This window comes from Streptomyces sp. NPDC028305, assembly GCF_055569495.1.
The window spans coordinates 564,334-582,614 of record NZ_JBVHTN010000005.1 but is presented as its reverse complement, the minus strand read 5'-3'; the positions used below and the strand labels follow the sequence as shown (position 1 = coordinate 582,614).

The window sequence follows — 18,281 nt, the reverse complement described above, 5'->3', positions numbered from 1 at the left end:
CGGGACCCGGGGGCAGAACCCCGCCAGGGCCCGGGGCACACCCCCGCCGGGACCCGGGGGCAGAGCCCCGCCAGGGCCCGGGGCACACCCCCGCCGGGACCCGGGGGCAGAGCCCCGCCAGGGCCCGGGGGCGCAGCCCCACCGGGACCGGGGCGCCTCACCCGGGGGCGAAGCCCCACCGGGACCCGGGGCTCCGCCCGGGGGCGCAGCCCCACCGGGGGCCGGGGCGGAGCCACGGTTTCGGGAAGGGGCGGGGTGGGGGAAAGAGACGCGCTAGTCCGCCCGCGTGAAGCGCGCCGCGAAGCCGCCGTTTTTCGGGACGGCGACCGACAGCCGGGACGCGGCCGTGACCTCGCGGGTCTCGGTCGCGATCTGGCCGTCCGCGCCGTCCGTGTACAGCTCCGCACGCCACTTGCCCGCGCCCAGGAAGCTCAGGGGCTCGTCCAGCATGCGCGCCTCGCCCGAGGTGATCGCGCCCAGGTACCAGTCGTCGCCGGACTGGCGGGCGAGGACCGCGCGGTCCCCGGGGGCGCCGTCGACCAGCTTGGTCTCGTCCCAGACCGTGGGTACGGTCCGCAGGAACTTCCGGGCGAGCGGCCGGCTGTCGTACGACTCGACGCTGTCGGCGAAGTGCTGCACCCCCGACTCGTACACCACGGACAGCGCCAGCTCCGCCGCGTCGCTCGTGGGCCGCACCCCGGTGAAGGTGACGGGCGTGAAGTCCATGGACCCGATGAGGTTCCGGGTGAAGGGCAGCGTGGTGTAGTGCGCGGCGGGGAAGGGCTCGCGGCCGGGTTTGGGGCGGGTGCCCTCGGCGCCCTTGACCGCCTCGGTGCTCATCAGCTGGGGCCAGGTGCGCTCCTGGCCGCGTGGGATGGTCGCGCCGTGGAAGTTCAGCATGAAGTGGTACTTCGCGCTGTCCTTGAAGACCGCGTCGTACCACCGCATCCGGTCCTGTCCGTCCGACTCCAGGAAGTCGATCTTCAGTCCGACCACGCCCCAGGACTTCCACAGCGGCATCAGCCGGTCCCGCTCGCTCTGCGCGTCGATGGTCTGCCAGCGCGCCCAGAGCCAGACGCCGACGCCCTTCTCCTTGGCGTAGGCGGTCAGTTCGGGCATCCAGTCGTTGCTCCAGCCGGAGTCGACGAGCACGTACTCCCAGCCCTCGCGGGCCGCGAAGTCGACGAACTTCTTCTGGGCGGCGAGGCTGGTGGGGCTCTGTCCGTCGGACCACCAGGACCACGCGGCCTTGCCCGGCTTGATCCAGGAGGTGTCGGCGACCTTGGAGGGCGCGGCGAGGTCGGTGGGCAGGTCGCTCTCGGTGACGGTGGCCAGATCGCCGATGACCAGGGTGCGCCAGGGGGTGGTGAGGCCGGGGGAGCTGACCTCGGCGGGGTCGGGGAGGGTCAGCTTGAAGCGGTCGGTGTCGGCGTCGAGGGTGAGGCGGGAGCCGCCGTAGGAGCTGTTGAGGTCGGCCTCCTCGACGAGCAGCCAGCTGTCGCCGACGCGGAAGAGCGACGGGTAGCCGTAGTCGCCCGCCTCGGCGTCGGCGACGGTGGTGTGATCGTGGGCGGACTCGTAGTCCTGGCGGCCGTTGTCGTAGGGCAGCAGGAAGGATTCGGCGGTGGGCGGGACCGCGAACTCGGTGGTCTCGCCGAGCACGGTGGCGGTGTCCGCGCCGCCCTCGCCGGGCAGTACGTAGCGGTAGGCCAGCCCGTCGGCGGAGACCCGGAAGACGACCTTCAGCATCCGCCCCTGCTTGCGGAAGGTGAAGGTGGACTCGGAGGCATCGGAGGTGTGGCGGGTGCGGCGCCCGGTGGTGGTCGTGTACGTCTCATGGATCCGCTTGTCGCTGCGCCCTTCGTAGCGCAGCCCGGTGCTGAGGTCGGCGTCGGCGGTGCGGATGCCGAGCGCGGAGGGGCGCAGCACGGTGGTGCGGCCGTCCTGGGCGGACAGGGTCAGCCGGCCCTCGCGGGTGAGCGTGAGCTGCCCGCTGACCTGGCCCTGCCCGGTCAGCCGCCAGCTGTGGCCGTCCGCCTTCGCATCGGCCTGCGCCCGTAGGGGGACGAGGACGGCCGCGGCGCAGGCGACCGCCGCCGCGGCTCTGATGACCCTGGATCGTATGACGCGCATCGTTCCCTCCCGGGGAGTCGGCTCTTGGAGCGCGGCCCGATACATCTGACCTATCCGGTGTCTTGACGCATCATTAGCCCGTTCCTACGCTCCCGTCTAGCCAAATCATCGGATCAATCTGTTTGCTGTGTTGGATGGAGCTGATCGAAAGATGGCAGTCAGCAGACGCGGATTCCTGGGCCGGGTGGCAGCGGGCGCGGCCGCCGGGACGACGGCGGGGGCCACCCTCACGGAGCCCGCCGAGGCGGCGGCGCAGCAGGCCGTGACCCTGCGGGGCATGGGGACGGACAAGGAGTGGGAGCGGTTCCTGGCGGCACAGGACCTGGTCTGGAAGCGGATGCCGCGCACCTGGTACGAGGGGCCCTTCCTCGGCAACGGGCTGTTCGGCTCGATCGTCTACCAGGAGCCGGGCGAGAACGCCCTGCGCTTCACGGTCCACCACAGCGAGTCCCAGGATCACCGCCCCGACCAGGGCGGCAGCGACTGGGGCGTGGCGCGGCTGCCGGTCGGCAATCTGCTGCTGCGCCCGGTCGGCGCCATCACCGGCGTCGATCTGCGCCTGGACCTGTGGAACGCCGAGGTGCGCGGCACGATCACGACCGACAAGGGCACGCTGGAGCTGCGCGCCCTGGTGCACAACGACCGGACGATGCTGCTGGCCACCGTGGAGGCGAGCGAGGGCGAGGAGGGCTTCCGCTGGGAGTACCGCCCCTCCCCCGCGATCAGCCCGCGCATCGTCCGCGAGAACCCGCCGGCGGGCTTCGAGCCGAACCCGGCCCCGGCCAGCCGCACCGAGGACGGTCTGGGCATCACCGTGCAGTCGCTGGTCCCGGGCGGGCAGACGGCCAGCGCGTACAAGGAGCGCGGCACGGGCCGGGAGCGTACGTACTACCTGGCGGTCGCCCACTCCTTCCCCGGCACGGACGCGGAGGGCCGGGTGCGGACCACCGTCCGCAAGGCGTCGGCGCTGCCCGTCTCCAGCCTGCTGCGCTCGCACCGCGACTGGTGGCACCGCTTCTACCGCAAGAGCTTCATCTCCGTCCCCGACGGCATGCTCCAGAGCTTCTACTGGATCCAGCTCTACAAGCTGGCCTGCGCGGCCCGTGAGCACGCCCCGGTCATGGCCACCACCGGCCCCTGGGTGGAGCCCACCCCCTGGCCCGGGGTGTGGTGGAACCTCAACGTCCAGCTGGAGTACTGGCCGGTCCACGGCTCCAACCACCTGGAGCTCGACGCGATCCCGCGCACCCTCACCGAGAACACCGATGTGCTGATCAGCGCGCTCAAGCCCGAGTACCGCGCCGACTCGGCCGGGCTGCGCCGCTCCACGGACGCGCAGTGCGAGGACAACGGCTCGGTCCCGGTCCCGGGCGTCGGCGACCCGGAGGTGGGCAATCTGCCCTGGGCGCTGCACAACGTCTGGCTGACCTACCGGCACTCGATGGACCGGGGCCTGCTGGAGGATGTGCTCTACCCGCTGCTGCGCCGCTCCACCAACTACTACCTGCACTTTCTCCAGGAGCAGTCGGACGGGAAGCTGCATCTGCCGAAGACCTTCTCGCCCGAGTACGGGTCGGCCCCGGACTGCAACTACGACCTGGCCCTGCTGCGCTGGAGCTGTACGACGCTGCTGGAGACCGTCGAGCTGCTGGGCAAGGACGACGAGCTGGCCCCGAAGTGGCGCGAGGTGCTGGACAAGCTGGTGGACTACCCGGTGGACGAGAACGGCTTCATGATCGGCACCGGGGTGCCGTTCGCGAAGTCGCACCGCCACTACTCCCACATGCTCTCCGTCTACCCCCTCTACCTGGTCAACTGGGACCAGAAGGAGAACCGCGACCTGATCGCGCGCTCCCTGGAGCACTGGATCAGCTTCGAGGGCGCGCTGCGCGGCTACAGCTTCTCGGGCGCGGCCTCGATCTCCACCCAGATGGGGCGGGGCGACGACGCGCTGAAGTATCTGCGTGAGCTGGTGGCGCGGTTCATCCAGCCGAACACGCACTACTACGAGGCGGGCCCGGTGATCGAGACCCCGCTGTCGGGCGCCCAGTCGATCCACGACATGCTCTGCCAGAGCTGGGGCGACACCATCCGCTTCTTCCCCGGCGTGCCGGGCGAGTGGCGGGACGTCACCCTGCACGACTTCCGCACCCAGGGCGCGTTCCTGGTCAGCGGGGTGCGCAAGGGCGGCAGGACGCGCTGGGTGCGGGTGCGCAGCCTGGCCGGGGAGCCGTGCCGGGTCCGCCACTCGATCGCCGGGCGGGTCACCGTGGCCGGGGTCGGCGGGCCCGCGCCGAAGTGGCGCGAGGTGGCCGACGGCGTGATCGAGCTGGAGCTGCACCGGGACGAGGAGGCGGTGGTGTACCCGGCGGGGTCGCGGCCGGACTTCGAGATCGCGCCCGTGAAGGTCACCAGCCCGGCCGAGCGCTGGGGGCTGCCGACGGTGCCGGAGACGGGCGCGGTCACCCAGGTGGATCTGGTCGGGCACTTCGACAACGACGCCATCACCACCGAGATGTACTACGGGGACGGCGACTTCGACGGCACCGGGCGGACATATCCGATGGCCCAGCTGCCGCAGACCGCGCAGACGGAGGACGACGGGGTCTCCTTCTCGTTCACCAACGGCAGCGAGGGCTCCGACAACAACGTCATCGCGGCCGGCCAGAAGGTCTCCGTCCCGGTCGGCTCGTACGCGAAGCTGCACGTACTGGGCTCCGGCGACACGGCGGACGTCACCGTCCCCGCCGAGCTCGGCTACGCGGACGGCTCGACCACAAAGGTGAACGTGCAGCTCACGGCCTGGCTGTCGGGCCCGAAGTACGGCGAGACGGAGGCGGTGCGCACCAGCCAGATCCACACCCGCACCGGCCCGCTCGGCACCAAGGCGGCGATCTTCCACCAGAAGGTGGCGCTCGACCCGGCCAAGGAGCTGTCCTCCATCACCCTCGGCGCCCCCTCGGGCACCGCGAGGGCGCACATTTTCGCGCTCTCGCTGGAGAAGAGCGGCTGACAGCCGACCTTCCTTCCACGACGCGGCGGCCGTCCCATCCGGGGCGGCCGCCGCCGCTCATGTGTGCCACCGGGGTGACAATTGAGTGAATTTGTTGGCACGCAGTGTCTTGCGACCTGACACGGAGTGCCATACGGTGATGTTGTCCGGGCTGTCCCCGCACGCCCGCCGTGCGCGCCCGGACCGCCTGCGTCACCAGGCACCCTCCGCGCCAACCGCGCACCGCTCAGAAGCACCGCTCAACAGCAGCACCGCTCAACAGCAGCACCGCTCAGCAGCACCTCCGCCGGACCGACGGCACCAGCAGCAACCGTCATGAGCCCAGCGTTCCCTCAAGCGTCCCCCGACGCTTCGCCGGAGGCACCGATGAACGAAATCCTGGACGCGATCCTGGCGTCGACAGCGTCCGAGCACGGCTCCCCCGCACTGGGGCCCGAGGACTTCGCGGCCCTGCCCGTCCCCGAGTCGTATCGCGCGGTGACCGTGCACAAGGACGAGGCCGAGATGTTCGCCGGCCAGACCACCAAGGAGAAGGACCCCCGCAAGTCCCTGCACGTGGACGAGGTGCCGGTGCCCGAGCTCGGCCCCGGCGAGGCGCTCGTGGCCGTCATGGCCAGCTCGGTGAACTACAACTCCGTCTGGACCTCGATCTTCGAGCCGCTGCCGACCTTCGGCTTCCTGGAGCGGTACGGCAGGCTCTCCCCGCTCGCCAAGCGGCACGACCTGCCGTACCACATCATCGGCTCCGACCTCGCGGGCGTCGTGCTGCGCACCGGTCCGGGCGTCAACATCTGGCGGCCGGGCGACGAGGTCGTCGCGCACTGCCTGTCCGTCGAGCTGGAGTCGGCCGACGGCCACAACGACACCATGCTCGACCCCGAGCAGCGCATCTGGGGCTTCGAGACCAACTTCGGCGGCCTCGCCGAGCTCGCCCTGGTCAAGTCCAACCAGCTGATGCCCAAGCCCAACCATCTGAGCTGGGAGGAGGCGGCCGCCCCCGGCCTGGTCAACTCAACCGCGTACCGGCAGCTGGTCTCCCGCAACGGCGCCGGGATGAAGCAGGGCGACAACGTCCTGATCTGGGGCGCCAGCGGCGGGCTCGGCAGCTACGCCACCCAGTTCGCCCTGGCCGGCGGCGCCACCCCGATCTGTGTGGTCTCCTCGCCCCGCAAGGCCGAGATCTGCCGGGCCATGGGCGCCGAGGCGATCATCGACCGCAGCGCGGAGGACTACCGCTTCTGGAAGGACGAGCACACCCAGGACCCGAAGGAGTGGAAGCGGTTCGGCAAGCGCATCCGCGAGCTGACCGGCGGCGAGGACGTGGACATCGTCTTCGAGCACCCGGGCCGGGAGACCTTCGGCGCCTCGGTGTACGTCACCCGCAAGGGCGGCACCATCGTCACCTGCGCGTCCACGTCCGGCTACACGCACGAGTACGACAACCGCTATCTGTGGATGTCGCTCAAGCGCATCGTCGGCTCCCACTTCGCCAACTACCGCGAGGCATGGGAGGCCAACCGCCTGATCGCCAAGGGCAGGATCCACCCGACCCTCTCCAAGGTCTACTCCCTGGAGGACACGGGCCAGGCCGCCTACGACGTGCACCGCAACCTCCACCAGGGCAAGGTCGGCGTGCTGGCGCTGGCCCCGCAGGAGGGCCTGGGCGTGCGCGACCTCGAACTGCGCGAGCGCCACCTCGACGCCATCAACATCTTCCGGGACGCGGCGTGACGGCCCGCGAGGAGCGGGGCAGCGAAGAGCGGAGGAAAAAGGACCGGCCCTGGCTGATGCGGACCTACGCCGGGCACTCCTCCGCCGAGGCCTCCAACGCGCTCTACCGGAGCAACCTCGCCAAGGGCCAGACCGGCCTGTCCGTCGCCTTCGACCTGCCCACCCAGACCGGCTACGACCCGGACCACGTCCTGGCGCGCGGCGAGGTGGGCCGGGTCGGCGTCCCCGTCTGCCACCTCGGTGACATGCGGCGGCTGTTCCAGGACATCCCGCTGGACCGGATGAACACCTCCATGACCATCAACGCCACCGCCATGTGGCTGCTGGCGCTCTACCAGGTGGTCGCGGAGGAGCAGGGCGCGGACGTGGCCGCGCTCCAGGGCACCACGCAGAACGACATCGTCAAGGAGTACCTGTCGCGCGGGACGCATGTCTTCCCGCCGGGGCCGAGCCTGCGGCTGACCACCGACATGATCGCGTACACGGTCGGCGCCATCCCCAAGTGGAACCCGATCAACATCTGTAGCTACCACCTCCAGGAGGCCGGGGCGACCCCGGTGCAGGAGATCGCCTACGCGATGTCCACCGCGATCGCCGTGCTGGACGCCGTCCGGGCCTCCGGGCAGGTGCCCCAGGAGCGCTTCGGCGATGTGGTGGCCCGGATCTCCTTCTTCGTGAACGCGGGCGTCCGGTTCATCGAGGAGATGTGCAAGATGCGCGCCTTCGGCCGCATCTGGGACCGGATCACCCTGGAGCGCTACGGCGTCCAGGACTCCAAGCACCGCCGCTTCCGCTACGGCGTCCAGGTCAACTCGCTGGGGCTGACCGAGGCCCAGCCGGAGAACAACGTCCAGCGCATCGTGCTGGAGATGCTGGCGGTCACCCTCTCCAAGGACGCCCGCGCCCGCGCCGTACAGCTCCCGGCCTGGAACGAGGCGCTCGGGCTGCCGCGCCCCTGGGACCAGCAGTGGTCGCTGCGCATCCAGCAGGTCCTCGCCCACGAGAGCGACCTGCTGGAGTACGGCGACATCTTCGCCGGGTCGCATGTGATCGAGGCCGAGGTGGACGCCCTCGTCGAGGCCGCGCTGGCCGAGATCGAGCGGATCCAGGAGATGGGCGGGGCCATGGCCGCCGTCGAGTCCGGCTATCTCAAGGCGCAGCTGGTCGCCTCGCACGCCGAGCGCAGGGCGCGTATCGAGGCGGGTGAGGACAAGATCGTCGGCGTCAACTGCTACGAGTCCACCGAGCCCAATCCGCTCACCGCCGACCTGGACACCGCGATCATGACGGTGGACCCGGCGAACGAGGCGCGGGTGGTCCGTGCACTGGTCGACTGGCGCGACCGGCGCGAGGAGGGCCGGGCCCAGGACGCCCTGGCCGCGCTCAGGAAGGCCGCGGCGGGCAGCGACAACCTCATGGCCGCGACCCTGGAGTGCGCCCGCGCGGGCGTCACCACGGGCGAGTGGGCCTGGGCGCTGCGGGAGGTGTTCGGTGAGTACCGCGCCCCGACCGGGGTCGGCGGGGCGCCCGTGGCGGTCGCCGCCGAGGCGGGCACCCCGCTCGCCGCCGTGCGTACGAGGGCCGCGGCGACCGCCGCCGACCTCGGCGTCGGCAAGCTGCGGCTGCTGGTCGGCAAGCCCGGCCTGGACGGGCACAGCAACGGCGCCGAGCAGATCGCCGTACGGGCCCGGGACGCCGGCTTCGAGGTGATCTACCAGGGGATCAGGCTCACCCCCGAGCAGATCGTCTCGGCGGCTGTCGCCGAGGACGTGCACTGCGTCGGTCTTTCCATACTCTCCGGCTCGCACGCCGAGCTGGTGCCGGAGGTGCTGGCCCGGCTGCGCACGGCCGGGGCGCCGGACATCCCGGTGATCGTCGGCGGGATCATCCCGGCCGCGGACGCCCTCGCGCTGCGCGAGGCCGGAGTGGCTGCCGTCTTCACCCCCAAGGACTTCGGTATCACAGAGATCATCGGCCGTATCGTCGATGAGATCCGCACCGCGAACCAGCTCGACCCCCTGGAGGTCCCCGTATGACCGCGCACCCGTCGCCTGTGAACCGTCTGCGTCCGCGCCGCTCCTGCCTCGCCGTGCCCGGCAGCAACCCGCGCTTCCTGGAGAAGGCCCAGGGCCTGGCCGCCGACCAGGTCTTCCTGGACCTGGAGGACGCGTGCGCGCCGCTGGCCAAGCCCGGAGCGCGGCATACCATCGTCAAGTACCTCAACGAGGGCGACTGGACGGGCAAGACGCGGGTCGTGCGCGTCAACGACTGGACGACCGAGTGGACGTACCGCGACGTGGTGACGGTGGTGGAGGGGGCGGGCCCGAACCTCGACTGCATCATGCTGCCGAAGGTGCAGAACGCCCAGCAGGTCGTCGCGCTCGACCTGCTGCTGACGCAGATCGAGAAGACGATGGGGTTCGAGGTCGGCCGGATCGGCATCGAGGCGCAGATCGAGAACGCCCAGGGCCTGAACAACGTCAACGAGATCGCGCAGGCCTCCCCGCGCATCGAGACGATCATCTTCGGCCCGGCCGACTTCATGGCGTCGATCAATATGAAGTCGCTGGTCGTGGGCGAGCAGCCGCCCGGCTACCCGGCCGACGCCTACCACTACATCCTCATGAAGATCCTGATGGCCGCGCGCGCCAACGACCTCCAGGCGATCGACGGGCCGTATCTCCAGATCAAGAACGTGGACGGCTTCCGCGAGGTCGCCGGCCGCGCCGCCGCGCTGGGCTTCGACGGCAAGTGGGTGCTGCACCCGGGCCAGGTCGAGGCCGCCAATGAGGTCTTCTCGCCCGCGCAGGAGGACTACGACCACGCCGAGCTGATCCTGGACGCGTACGAGTACTACACGTCGGAGGCGGGCGGCAAGAAGGGCTCGGCGATGCTCGGCGACGAGATGATCGACGAGGCCAGCCGCAAGATGGCGCTGGTGATCGCCGGCAAGGGCCGGGCCGCCGGCATGACCCGGACGTCCCGCTTCGAAGCCCCGGAGGGGTGAGCAGATGCAGTTCGGCCGCACGTATGAGGAGTTCTCGGTGGGCGATGTCTACCGGCACTGGCCGGGGAAGACCGTCACCGAGTACGACGACCACCTCTTCTGTCTGCTGACCATGAACCACCACCCGCTCCACCTGGACGCCAACTACGCCGAGAAGACCACCGACTTCGGGAAGAACGTGGTGGTCGGGAACTACATCTACTCGCTGCTGCTCGGCATGTCCGTGCCGGATGTCTCCGGCAAGGCCATCGCCAATCTGGAGGTCGAGTCGCTGCGCCACGTGGCGCCCACCTTCCACGGCGACACGATCTACGGCGAGACCACGGTGCTCGGCAAGACCCCGTCGAAGTCCAAGCCCGACCGGGGCGTGGTCCATGTGGAGACCAAGGGCTACAAACAGGATGGCACGCTCGTCTGCGTCTTCCGGCGCAAGGTGATGGTGCCGACGGCGACGTACATCAAGGAGCGGGGCGGCGAGCAGCCCGGCCGCCCGCCCGTCTCCGAGCTGGGAGAGGACTGAGATGAGCCGCCTCGCGCAGACCGACGGCCTGACGGACGTCCAGCAGGAGATCCTGGCCACCGTCAGGGACTTCGTCGACAAAGAGATCCTCCCGGTCGCGACCGAGCTGGAACACCGCGACGAGTACCCGGCCCGGATCGTCGAGGGCCTCAAGGAGCTCGGTGTCTTCGGGCTGATGATCCCCGAGGAGTACGGGGGGCTCGGCGAGTCGCTGCTGACCTACGCGCTGTGTGTGGAGGAGATCGCCCGCGGCTGGATGAGCGTGTCGGGGATCATCAACACCCACTTCATCGTCGCGTACATGCTCAAGCAGCACGGCACCGAGGAGCAGAGGGAGTACTTCCTGCCCAAGATGGCGCTGGGCGAGATCCGAGGCGCCTTCTCGATGTCGGAGCCCGGGCTCGGCTCGGATGTGTCCGCGATCACCACCAAGGGTGTCCGGGACGGCGACGACTATCTGCTCACCGGCCAGAAGATGTGGCTGACCAACGGCGGCACCTCCACGGTGGTGGCGGTGCTGTGCCGGACGGACGAGTCGGGTGAGGCGGACGGCGAGGTCCCCCCGCACCGGTCCATGACCACCTTCCTGGTGGAGAAGGAGCCGGGCTTCGGCGAGGTCCGGCCCGGGCTCACCATCCCCGGCAAGATCGAGAAGATGGGCTACAAGGGCGTCGACACCACCGAGCTCATTCTGGACGGACTGCGCATTCCGGCGGATCGCGTCCTCGGCGGCGCGACCGGCCGGGGTTTTTACCAAATGATGGACGGAGTGGAGGTCGGCCGGGTCAACGTGGCCGCCCGCGGCTGTGGCGTGGCACGTCGCGCCTTCGAGCTCGGCGTCGCCTACGCACAGCAACGGCACACCTTCGGCAAACCCATCGCGCAGCACCAGGCCATCCAGTTCAAACTGGCAGAAATGGCCACAAAGGTCGAAGCGGCTCATGCGATGATGGTCAACGCGGCCCGCAAGAAGGACTCGGGCCGGCGCAATGACCTGGAGGCCGGGATGGCCAAATATCTGGCCTCGGAGTACTGCAAGGAGGTCGTGGAGGACGCCTTCCGCATCCATGGCGGCTACGGCTTCTCCAAGGAGTATGAGATCGAGCGCCTGTATCGCGAGGCCCCCATGCTGCTCATCGGCGAAGGGACCGCCGAGATTCAGAAAATGATTATCGGACGAAGGCTCCTGGAGGAGTACCGCATCCAGGGCTGAATATCCCTTTTGGTGCGGTATCGCGGTGGTAGCCGCGAGAAGAAGATCACACCACGCCAGGGAGACTTCGGCCATCGACAGGCCCTGGCGCTTGCCCAGTTACCGCTCGCAACCGATACCATCCCGGAAAGCCGCCGTCCCCAAGTGTTATGTCGCGGCACCCTCCGCTACGAAGGTCATCCATGCCCCACAGCCATTCCTCTGCACAACGCGACAGCCTGGCCGGCGTACGCCTCGCGCGCGGAGCGTCGCCGTGGCTCCTCCCGACCGTCGCCACCGCGGCGGTCAGCCTCGCTCGCGCCCGCCGCTCCGGACGCTGGGCGGCGGTCGCCGTGCCCGCCACCGCTCTCGCGGCGGGCATGCTGTGGTTCTTCCGCGACCCCGAGCGAGAGATCGCTCAGGGTCGGGTCATCTCCCCGGCCGACGGCGTGGTGCAGAGCATCATGCCGTGGAAGGACGGGCGCACCCGCGTCGCCATCTTCATGAGCCCGCTGAACGTCCACGTCAACCGCGCCCCTCTGGCCGGCACCGTGACGTCCGTCGAGCACATCCCCGGCGGCTTCGTGCCCGCGTTCAACAAGGAGAGCGAGAACAACGAGCGGGTCGTCTGGCACTTCGACACCGAGCTCGGCGACATCGAGATGGTGCAGATCGCCGGGGCCGTGGCCCGGCGCATCGTGCCGTATGTGCCCCAGGGCACCAAGGTGGAGCAGGGCGAGCGGATCGGTCTGATCCGTTTCGGTTCGCGTGTCGACATCTATCTGCCCGAGGGCATCGATGTCGCGGTCGAGGTCGGCCAGACCACCACAGCGGGGGTGACTCGCCTTGACCGTCACTGATCCCGAAACACAGGCCGCCACCTGGTCCCCCGGGGCCGAGGTGGAAGAGGACGTCGACGAGACGGACGACATGCCGTTGTCGACGCGCCTGTCGATAGCGGACACCCTCACCCTCGGAAACGCGACCTGCGGCTTCCTGGCGGTGTACTTCACCACCACCGGCGTCCTCATCCCGCACCTGACCGGCAGCGAGGACGGCGGCATGACCCGGCACAGCGCCGCCTCCGCGGTGATGCTGATGCTGCTCGCCTCCGTCTTCGACCTCTTCGACGGGCTCGTCGCGCGCAAGCTGCGCAGCTCGGCGATGGGCGCGGAGCTGGACAACCTCTCCGACCTGATCAGCTTCGGGCTGGCCCCCGCGTACTTCGTGGTGGTGTGGGGCATGGTCGCCGACGACGCGTATCAGCGGGTGTCGGCGGTCGCCGCGATCGTGGTGTTGCTGGCGGTGGTGCTACGGCTTGCGCGATTCTCCTGCGTGACCATGCCCAACGGCGTCTTCCAGGGCATGCCGAGTCCCTTCGGCGCGCTGACCGTGGTGTCGGTCGTGCTGCTCGGCCTGCCCTTCGTCCCCACGCTGCTCGCCATCATCGGCGTCGCCTGGCTGATGGTGAGCCGGGTGGAGTACCCCAAGCCCCGCGGGCGGCTCGCGGTCGCCATGCTGAGCTGGATCGTCACCAGCATGGGGCTCCTGGCGGCCTGGGCCTTCGAGGCCCCCGGCGGCGAGCTGCTGCTCCAGACGGCCTGCGCGCTCCAGGTGGTCCTCGGCGCGGTGATCCCCCTCTTCGCCACGGCCCGCCGGGTCAACGCCTTCCGCGACAACCGCCGCGAGTCCCGGGCGGCGCAGCTGCCGTAGCGCGGCGATCAGGCAGACAAAACGGGGTGGGCCCGAGCGATCGCTCGGGCCCACCCCGTTTCCGTGCCGCGTGTCCGCGCCGGCGAGGCGGGACGGGCTACTGGCTCATTCCCCACCCCGCCCCTTCCCCCAACCGGGGCTTCGCCCCAGACCCCGGGTCCAGGGGCGGAGCCCCTGGGTCGGGAAGGGGCGGGTGGGGACAGCCCACTGGTGTGGCCGAAACGGGGTGGCCCGAGCGTTTCGCTCGGGCCACCCCGTTTCCGTGCAAAAAACCGCGACGAGGCGGGACGCGCTCAGGACAGGAAGTCCGCCGCGAGCTGTTCCGCCGCGCGCTCCAGAAGCGGGCCAGCCTCGGCGATACAGCGGGCCGGGTCCGGCTCCAGGGCGGTCAGCGGGTAGGCGCGGCTGATCCCCGCACCGGCGAGCGCCGCCTCCGGCAGCGCGAGACGGCCGCAGACCGCGACCACCTCGACCCCGCGCGCCCGCGCCGCGGCCGCCACTCCCGCCGGGGCCTTGCCGTGCAGGGTCTGCTCGTCGAGTGAGCCCTCGCCGGTGATCACCAGATCGGCGCGTTCGAGCGCCGGGGCGAAGCCGAGCACGTCCAGCATCACCTCGATACCGGGACGGAAGGCCGCGCCGAGGCCGATCAGCGCGCCGTAGCCGATGCCGCCCGCCGCGCCCGCGCCGGGCGCCTGCGCGTACTCCGCGGCCCGCGGCCCCACGGACCGTTCCAGGACCTCCGCGAAGTGGGCGAGCGCGCCGTCCAGGAGCACGACATCGGCCATGGTCGCGCCCTTCTGCGGGCCGTACACCGCCGCCGCGCCCTTCGGCCCGGTCAGCGGATTGTCGACATCGCTGGCCAGGACGATCTCGGTGTCCGCCAGGCGCGGGTCCAGGCCGCTCAGATCCGCCGTGGCGAGATCCCGCAGCGCGCCGCCCCCGGGCCCCACGGGCTCGCCCGCGGCGTCGAGCAGCCGGGCGCCCAGCGCGGCCAGCATGCCCGCGCCGCCGTCGGTGGTCGCGCTGCCGCCGACCCCGAAGACGACGGTACGGGCGCCCGCGTCCAACGCCGCGCGCAGCAGCTCCCCGCTGCCGTACGTGGTCGCGGCCAGCGGCGCGAACAGCCCCTCCGGCAGATGGCGCAGCCCGGACGCCTCGGCCATCTCGACCACCGCCACCTCGCCGCGCAGCGCGTAGGCCGCGGTCACCGGATCGCCCAACGGCCCGGTCACCCGCGCCTCGCGCCGCTCGAACCCGGCCGCGACGGCCGCGTCGACCGTCCCGTCCCCGCCGTCCGCGACGGGCAGCGCCTCGACGCTCACCGCCCCGGCCCCGCCCGCCGCGCCGCGCCGCAGCCCGGCCGTCACATGAGCGGCGACCTGCACGGCCGTCAGCGAGCCCTTGAACTTGTCCGCGGCGATCAGCACCCGCCTCGGCGCTCCCGGCCGTATCCCGTCGCGTGCCTCTGCCTTCGCAGCATCCGCCACCGTCGTCACCCCTCGCTCTCGTCCCCCAGCCTGTCCAGCCACCCCGCGGTGACCCTATCCGGACGGCCTTCCTCCTGCCCAGCGACGCGGTGTCGGCCTGCGGCGGGGCCCCGGCTCGGGTACACCTGACTCATGGCCCTTGGCGGGAGCGCACTCGCGGACCGGATCCTCGGCGGCTGGCTCGGCCGCATCGCCGGGAACATGCTCGGCAAACCGGTCGAGCGGGGCGATCACTGGACCCGTGAGCGCATCGACCGCTATCTGCGCCGCGCGGACGCCCTGCCGCTGACCGACTACGTCCCCGCGCTGGAGCCCCCGCCCGACCCCGTGGAGTTCGAGCTGCGCCCGGAGTGGCAGGAGTGCGTCCGGGGCCGGATCCACGGCAGCTGCCGGGACGACGACGTGGACTACACCCTGCTGGGCCTGCACCTCCTGGAGACCCACGGCTTCGCCTTCACCACCGAGCAGGTCGGCGATCTGTGGCTGCTGCGCCTGCCCTATCTCCAGACCTTCACCGCCGAGCGGGTCGCCTACCGCAATCTCACCGCCGGAGTGAAGCCACCGCTCACCGCCACCCTCGACAACCCCTACCAGGAGTGGATCGGCGCCCTCATCCGCGCCGACATCCACGGCTGGGTCAACCCCGGCGACCCGCGCGCCGCCGCCGCGATGGCCCGGCGCGACGCCGTGCTGTCGCACACCGGAAACGGGGTGTACGGGGCGATGTGGGCGGCCGCGCTGATCGCCGCCGCGTTCACGGCCGACGGGCCGCGCGAGGCGATCGAGGCCGCGCTGGTGCGGATCCCGCCGCGCTGCCGCCTGGCCCGTACGGTCCGCAAGGTGGCCGCCCTGTACGAGGCGGGGGTGGCCTGGGCGGACACGCTGGACCAGCTGGAGCGGGAGACCAGCGGGCTGCACTGGATCCACATCGTGCCCAACGCCGCCGTCATCACGGCCGGACTGCTCTACGGAGAGGGTGACTTCACCACGACCATCGCCCTCACCGTGCGCGGCGGCCTGGACACCGACTCCAACGGCGCGACCGCCGGGTCGGCCGCCGGTGTCCTGTGCGGCGCGGCGGCCATCCCGCCGCAGTGGACCGAGCCGCTGCGGGACCGGGTGCGCAGCGCGGTGTTCGGCTTCGACGGGTCGCGGATCAGCGACCTGGCGGCGCGTACGCACCGGCTGGCGATGGCGGGGGCGCGGGTGGCCGGTGGGCTGAGCGGGGGTGCCACGGCAGGCGCGTGATCGGTCCGCGCCGGCCGCGGGTCAGCGCCGGCCCCGGGTCAGCGGCCCAGGGGTCAGCGCCCCAGGCCTCCCGCACAGGCCGAGCCGACGTAGCCCTTGCGGCCCCGGTAGTTCACCGCGACCCAGTACTTGTCCTTGGCCTCACCCTGCGCGCACCGGTAGCTCTTGCCCACCGTCTCACCGCACCTGTCCCACACGCGCAGACGCTTGCCGCGGTAGGTCTTGATCAGCCCTCCCCTGGGGTTCTTGGTCTTCCGCACGTTGTAGTAACCGCGGCGCCGGTCCACGTAGAGATAGCAGGTCACCGCGGACCCCCGGGATTCGTTGGGCGCCGCGGACTCGTAGGGGGCCGCGGACACGCTGGAAGCCGCGGACACGCCGGGAGCGGCGGACACGGCGTGGGCAGGCACACTCGTGCCGCCCATCAGCAGTACGGCACCGATCCCCGCGGTGGCCAGAGAATGACGAAGACGCATTGAGTTACTCCCCATCCGAAGCATTCGCTTCCCGAACGGACACGACTGGGCGCCTCAGCGCCCGTCGGGCCCATGAACGCTTCTCAGGATGGCGAGAGCGACCGCACCCGGCGTTGTCAATCCCGGCACGGTTGTTGACGATTCGCGCGCGATGTCCCGACCGCTACTCCGTGTCCCAGGGGCTGCCCAGCCAGCCCTCGTGGCTGTCGAGCACCGCGAGGAGCGAGGCGGTGACGCGCTCGTCCCACCCGTCCTCCTCCACGTCGAGCTCGAAGTTGTCCCCCGCCCCGCTGTGGAAGTCGAGGACGATCCGGCCCCCCGCGCGCCACTTCGTACGGCGCGGTGTGCGCGCGACGTCGCCGCTGCCCGCGACCAAGCTGCCGGCCACGATGACCAGCTGGACCGGGAAGAGCAGCCACCACACGCCCCACCAGAAGGGCCGCCCCTTGAGCCCGACGACGGGCTGTGCCCCGGCCTGCTGGACGGTCCAGCGGCTGCGGACCCTGCCACCCCTCATGGCCGGTTCGCGGGTGATGAGGGCCAGGGGCTCGCCTTCGGCGCCCAGCACCTCGTACGTGGCGGGGCTGCCCTTGGCCGCCGACTTGGTCACGACCTGGGCGAACACCTCCGTGCGGTGCGCGTCGGCCCAGAGGGTGAAGGCGCGGGCGCCCTGCTTGCGGGCGGCGCGGTACTCGGCGAGGCCACCGCCGGGCGGAAATCGCCGCTCGGGGAAGGCCACGGTCCGAATGGTCCGGCCGCCGGCGCGGTCGGGGCCGTCGGAGACGCGTATCTCCCGGGTGAGACGCCCGTCCTGAGGCGGCGGATCCCCCTTCTTGGCCGACGTCGTCACACTCGTATCGCTCAGCCACACAGACCGCGTCATCCGGAACTCTCCGCCTCCACCGCGCCGATCACATACGGAGCCGGACTCTACCTCTCCGCATAAACGCGCTCGCCTCCGTCCGTTTCTGGTGCGTAGGCTCGCCGCATGAGCACCGAAGCGACACGCCGGCCGCTCGTGGCGATCCTGAGCGGGGCGGGCATCTCCACGGACTCCGGGATCCCCGACTACCGCGGCCCGCAGGGGTTGTGGCGGCGCGATCCGGAAGCCGAGAAGCTGGTGACGTACGAGTACTACATGTCCGACCCCGACATCCGGCGCCGCTCCTGGCAGATGCGGCGGGACAGCCAGGCGCTGCGCGCCGAGCCCAACCGGGCACACGAGGCCGTGGCCCGGCTGGAGCGGTCGGGCACCCCGGTCCGGGTGATCACACAGAACGTGGACGGGCTGCACCAGCTCGCCGGGCTGCCCGCGCGCAAGGTGCTGGAGCTGCACGGCACGGCGCGGGCCGTGGTGTGCACGCGCTGCAAGGCGCGCTCCGAGATGGCGGAGGCCCTGGAGCGGGTGGCGGGCGGCGATCCGGACCCGGCGTGCCTGGCCTGCGGCGGAATCCTGAAGTCGGCCACGGTGATGTTCGGGGAGAGCCTCGACCCGGAGGTGCTGACGGGCGCGGTCGCGGTGGCGAAGGCATGCGAGATCTTCATCGCGGTCGGCACCAGCCTCCAGGTCCAGCCCGCGGCCTCGCTCGCCGGGATGGCCGCCGAGTCGGGCGCCCGGCTGATCATCGTCAACGCCGAGCCCACGCCGTACGACGAGCTCGCGGACGAGCTGATCCGCGAGCCCATCGGCACCGCCCTGCCCGCGCTGCTGGAGCGGATCGCGGCGGAGGGCTGAGGGCTGATGCGAGGGCGCCCGTCCGT

At 71.0% G+C, this 18,281-nt stretch carries 14 protein-coding genes; 10 read left to right on the top strand and 4 right to left on the bottom strand.

Annotated features, from left to right (window positions below; translation table 11 throughout):
* Positions 1-273 precede the first annotated feature (273 nt).
* Positions 274-2,133, bottom strand: a complete 1,860-nt coding sequence (locus ACZ4WQ_RS23500) for a glycoside hydrolase family 97 protein (RefSeq protein ID WP_468022371.1) — start codon at positions 2,131-2,133, stop codon at positions 274-276.
* Positions 2,134-2,284: 151 nt separating this feature from the next.
* On the opposite strand from ACZ4WQ_RS23500, the gene ACZ4WQ_RS23495 reads away from it, so the two are divergent.
* The 8 genes from ACZ4WQ_RS23495 to pssA all read left to right on the top strand — a co-directional run bounded on the left by ACZ4WQ_RS23495 (position 2,285) and on the right by pssA (position 13,309).
* Positions 2,285-5,146 (top strand): glycosyl hydrolase family 95 catalytic domain-containing protein, encoded by a 2,862-nt coding sequence (locus ACZ4WQ_RS23495; RefSeq protein ID WP_468022370.1) that lies wholly within the window; start codon positions 2,285-2,287, stop codon positions 5,144-5,146.
* Between the two features lie 366 nt (positions 5,147-5,512).
* On the top strand, positions 5,513-6,877 hold the full coding sequence (ccrA, locus tag ACZ4WQ_RS23490; RefSeq protein WP_398373862.1) for a crotonyl-CoA carboxylase/reductase: 1,365 nt from the start codon (positions 5,513-5,515) through the stop codon (positions 6,875-6,877).
* Entirely contained in the window at positions 6,874-8,913 is a 2,040-nt protein-coding gene (locus ACZ4WQ_RS23485; RefSeq protein WP_398373861.1) for a protein meaA, read from the top strand. Before ccrA ends, ACZ4WQ_RS23485 begins: the two co-directional genes overlap by 4 nt.
* Entirely contained in the window at positions 8,910-9,884 is a 975-nt protein-coding gene (locus ACZ4WQ_RS23480) for an HpcH/HpaI aldolase/citrate lyase family protein (RefSeq protein ID WP_361189081.1), read from the top strand. Before ACZ4WQ_RS23485 ends, ACZ4WQ_RS23480 begins: the two co-directional genes overlap by 4 nt.
* A 4-nt stretch (positions 9,885-9,888) precedes the next feature.
* Positions 9,889-10,404, top strand: coding sequence for a MaoC family dehydratase (locus ACZ4WQ_RS23475; RefSeq protein ID WP_311730826.1), 516 nt, complete (start codon positions 9,889-9,891; stop codon positions 10,402-10,404).
* Position 10,405: 1 nt separating this feature from the next.
* Entirely contained in the window at positions 10,406-11,617 is a 1,212-nt protein-coding gene (locus ACZ4WQ_RS23470; RefSeq protein WP_311730827.1) for an acyl-CoA dehydrogenase family protein, read from the top strand.
* A gap of 182 nt (positions 11,618-11,799) precedes the next feature.
* Positions 11,800-12,456: a phosphatidylserine decarboxylase gene (locus ACZ4WQ_RS23465; protein WP_398373860.1), complete on the top strand. Its 657-nt coding sequence runs from the start codon at positions 11,800-11,802 to the stop codon at positions 12,454-12,456.
* Positions 12,443-13,309, top strand: a complete 867-nt coding sequence (gene pssA / locus ACZ4WQ_RS23460) for a CDP-diacylglycerol--serine O-phosphatidyltransferase (RefSeq protein ID WP_311730829.1) — start codon at positions 12,443-12,445, stop codon at positions 13,307-13,309. The genes ACZ4WQ_RS23465 and pssA overlap by 14 nt, the downstream gene beginning before the upstream one ends.
* Positions 13,310-13,602: 293 nt before the next feature.
* On the opposite strand, the gene ACZ4WQ_RS23455 is transcribed toward pssA, so the two are convergent.
* Positions 13,603-14,796 (bottom strand): glycerate kinase, encoded by a 1,194-nt coding sequence (locus ACZ4WQ_RS23455; RefSeq protein WP_398373859.1) that lies wholly within the window; start codon positions 14,794-14,796, stop codon positions 13,603-13,605.
* 132 nt (positions 14,797-14,928) lie between these two features.
* Here ACZ4WQ_RS23455 and ACZ4WQ_RS23450 point away from each other — a divergent pair, with 132 nt between their 5' ends.
* Positions 14,929-16,044, top strand: a complete 1,116-nt coding sequence (locus tag ACZ4WQ_RS23450) for an ADP-ribosylglycohydrolase family protein (RefSeq protein WP_398373858.1) — start codon at positions 14,929-14,931, stop codon at positions 16,042-16,044.
* Between the two features lie 53 nt (positions 16,045-16,097).
* Here ACZ4WQ_RS23450 and ACZ4WQ_RS23445 read toward each other — a convergent pair whose 3' ends face one another.
* Both ACZ4WQ_RS23445 and ACZ4WQ_RS23440 read right to left on the bottom strand, forming a co-directional pair.
* A complete protein-coding gene (locus tag ACZ4WQ_RS23445; RefSeq protein WP_311723372.1) occupies positions 16,098-16,520 on the bottom strand; it encodes a hypothetical protein in 423 nt (140 codons plus the stop codon).
* 163 nt (positions 16,521-16,683) lie between these two features.
* Positions 16,684-17,403, bottom strand: coding sequence for a hypothetical protein (locus ACZ4WQ_RS23440; RefSeq protein WP_311723373.1), 720 nt, complete (start codon positions 17,401-17,403; stop codon positions 16,684-16,686).
* A gap of 105 nt (positions 17,404-17,508) precedes the next feature.
* Between ACZ4WQ_RS23440 and ACZ4WQ_RS23435 the strand changes: the two genes are divergently transcribed.
* Positions 17,509-18,255 (top strand): SIR2 family NAD-dependent protein deacylase, encoded by a 747-nt coding sequence (locus tag ACZ4WQ_RS23435; protein ID WP_398373857.1) that lies wholly within the window; start codon positions 17,509-17,511, stop codon positions 18,253-18,255.
* Positions 18,256-18,281: the final 26 nt, after the last annotated feature.

Excerpts from the sequence above, each read along its gene's own strand:
- ACZ4WQ_RS23500 (WP_468022371.1), bottom strand. The coding sequence starts at position 2,133 with ATGCGCGTCATACGATCCAGGGTCATCAGAGCCGCGGCGGCGGTCGCC.
- ACZ4WQ_RS23495 (WP_468022370.1), top strand. The coding sequence starts at position 2,285 with ATGGCAGTCAGCAGACGCGGATTCCTGGGCCGGGTGGCAGCGGGCGCG.
- ccrA (WP_398373862.1), top strand. The coding sequence starts at position 5,513 with ATGAACGAAATCCTGGACGCGATCCTGGCGTCGACAGCGTCCGAGCAC.
- ACZ4WQ_RS23480 (WP_361189081.1), top strand. The coding sequence starts at position 8,910 with ATGACCGCGCACCCGTCGCCTGTGAACCGTCTGCGTCCGCGCCGCTCC.
- ACZ4WQ_RS23475 (WP_311730826.1), top strand. The coding sequence starts at position 9,889 with ATGCAGTTCGGCCGCACGTATGAGGAGTTCTCGGTGGGCGATGTCTAC.
- ACZ4WQ_RS23470 (WP_311730827.1), top strand. The coding sequence starts at position 10,406 with ATGAGCCGCCTCGCGCAGACCGACGGCCTGACGGACGTCCAGCAGGAG.
- ACZ4WQ_RS23465 (WP_398373860.1), top strand. The coding sequence starts at position 11,800 with ATGCCCCACAGCCATTCCTCTGCACAACGCGACAGCCTGGCCGGCGTA.
- ACZ4WQ_RS23450 (WP_398373858.1), top strand. The coding sequence starts at position 14,929 with ATGGCCCTTGGCGGGAGCGCACTCGCGGACCGGATCCTCGGCGGCTGG.
- ACZ4WQ_RS23445 (WP_311723372.1), bottom strand. The coding sequence starts at position 16,520 with ATGCGTCTTCGTCATTCTCTGGCCACCGCGGGGATCGGTGCCGTACTG.
- ACZ4WQ_RS23440 (WP_311723373.1), bottom strand. The coding sequence starts at position 17,403 with ATGACGCGGTCTGTGTGGCTGAGCGATACGAGTGTGACGACGTCGGCC.
- ACZ4WQ_RS23435 (WP_398373857.1), top strand. The coding sequence starts at position 17,509 with ATGAGCACCGAAGCGACACGCCGGCCGCTCGTGGCGATCCTGAGCGGG.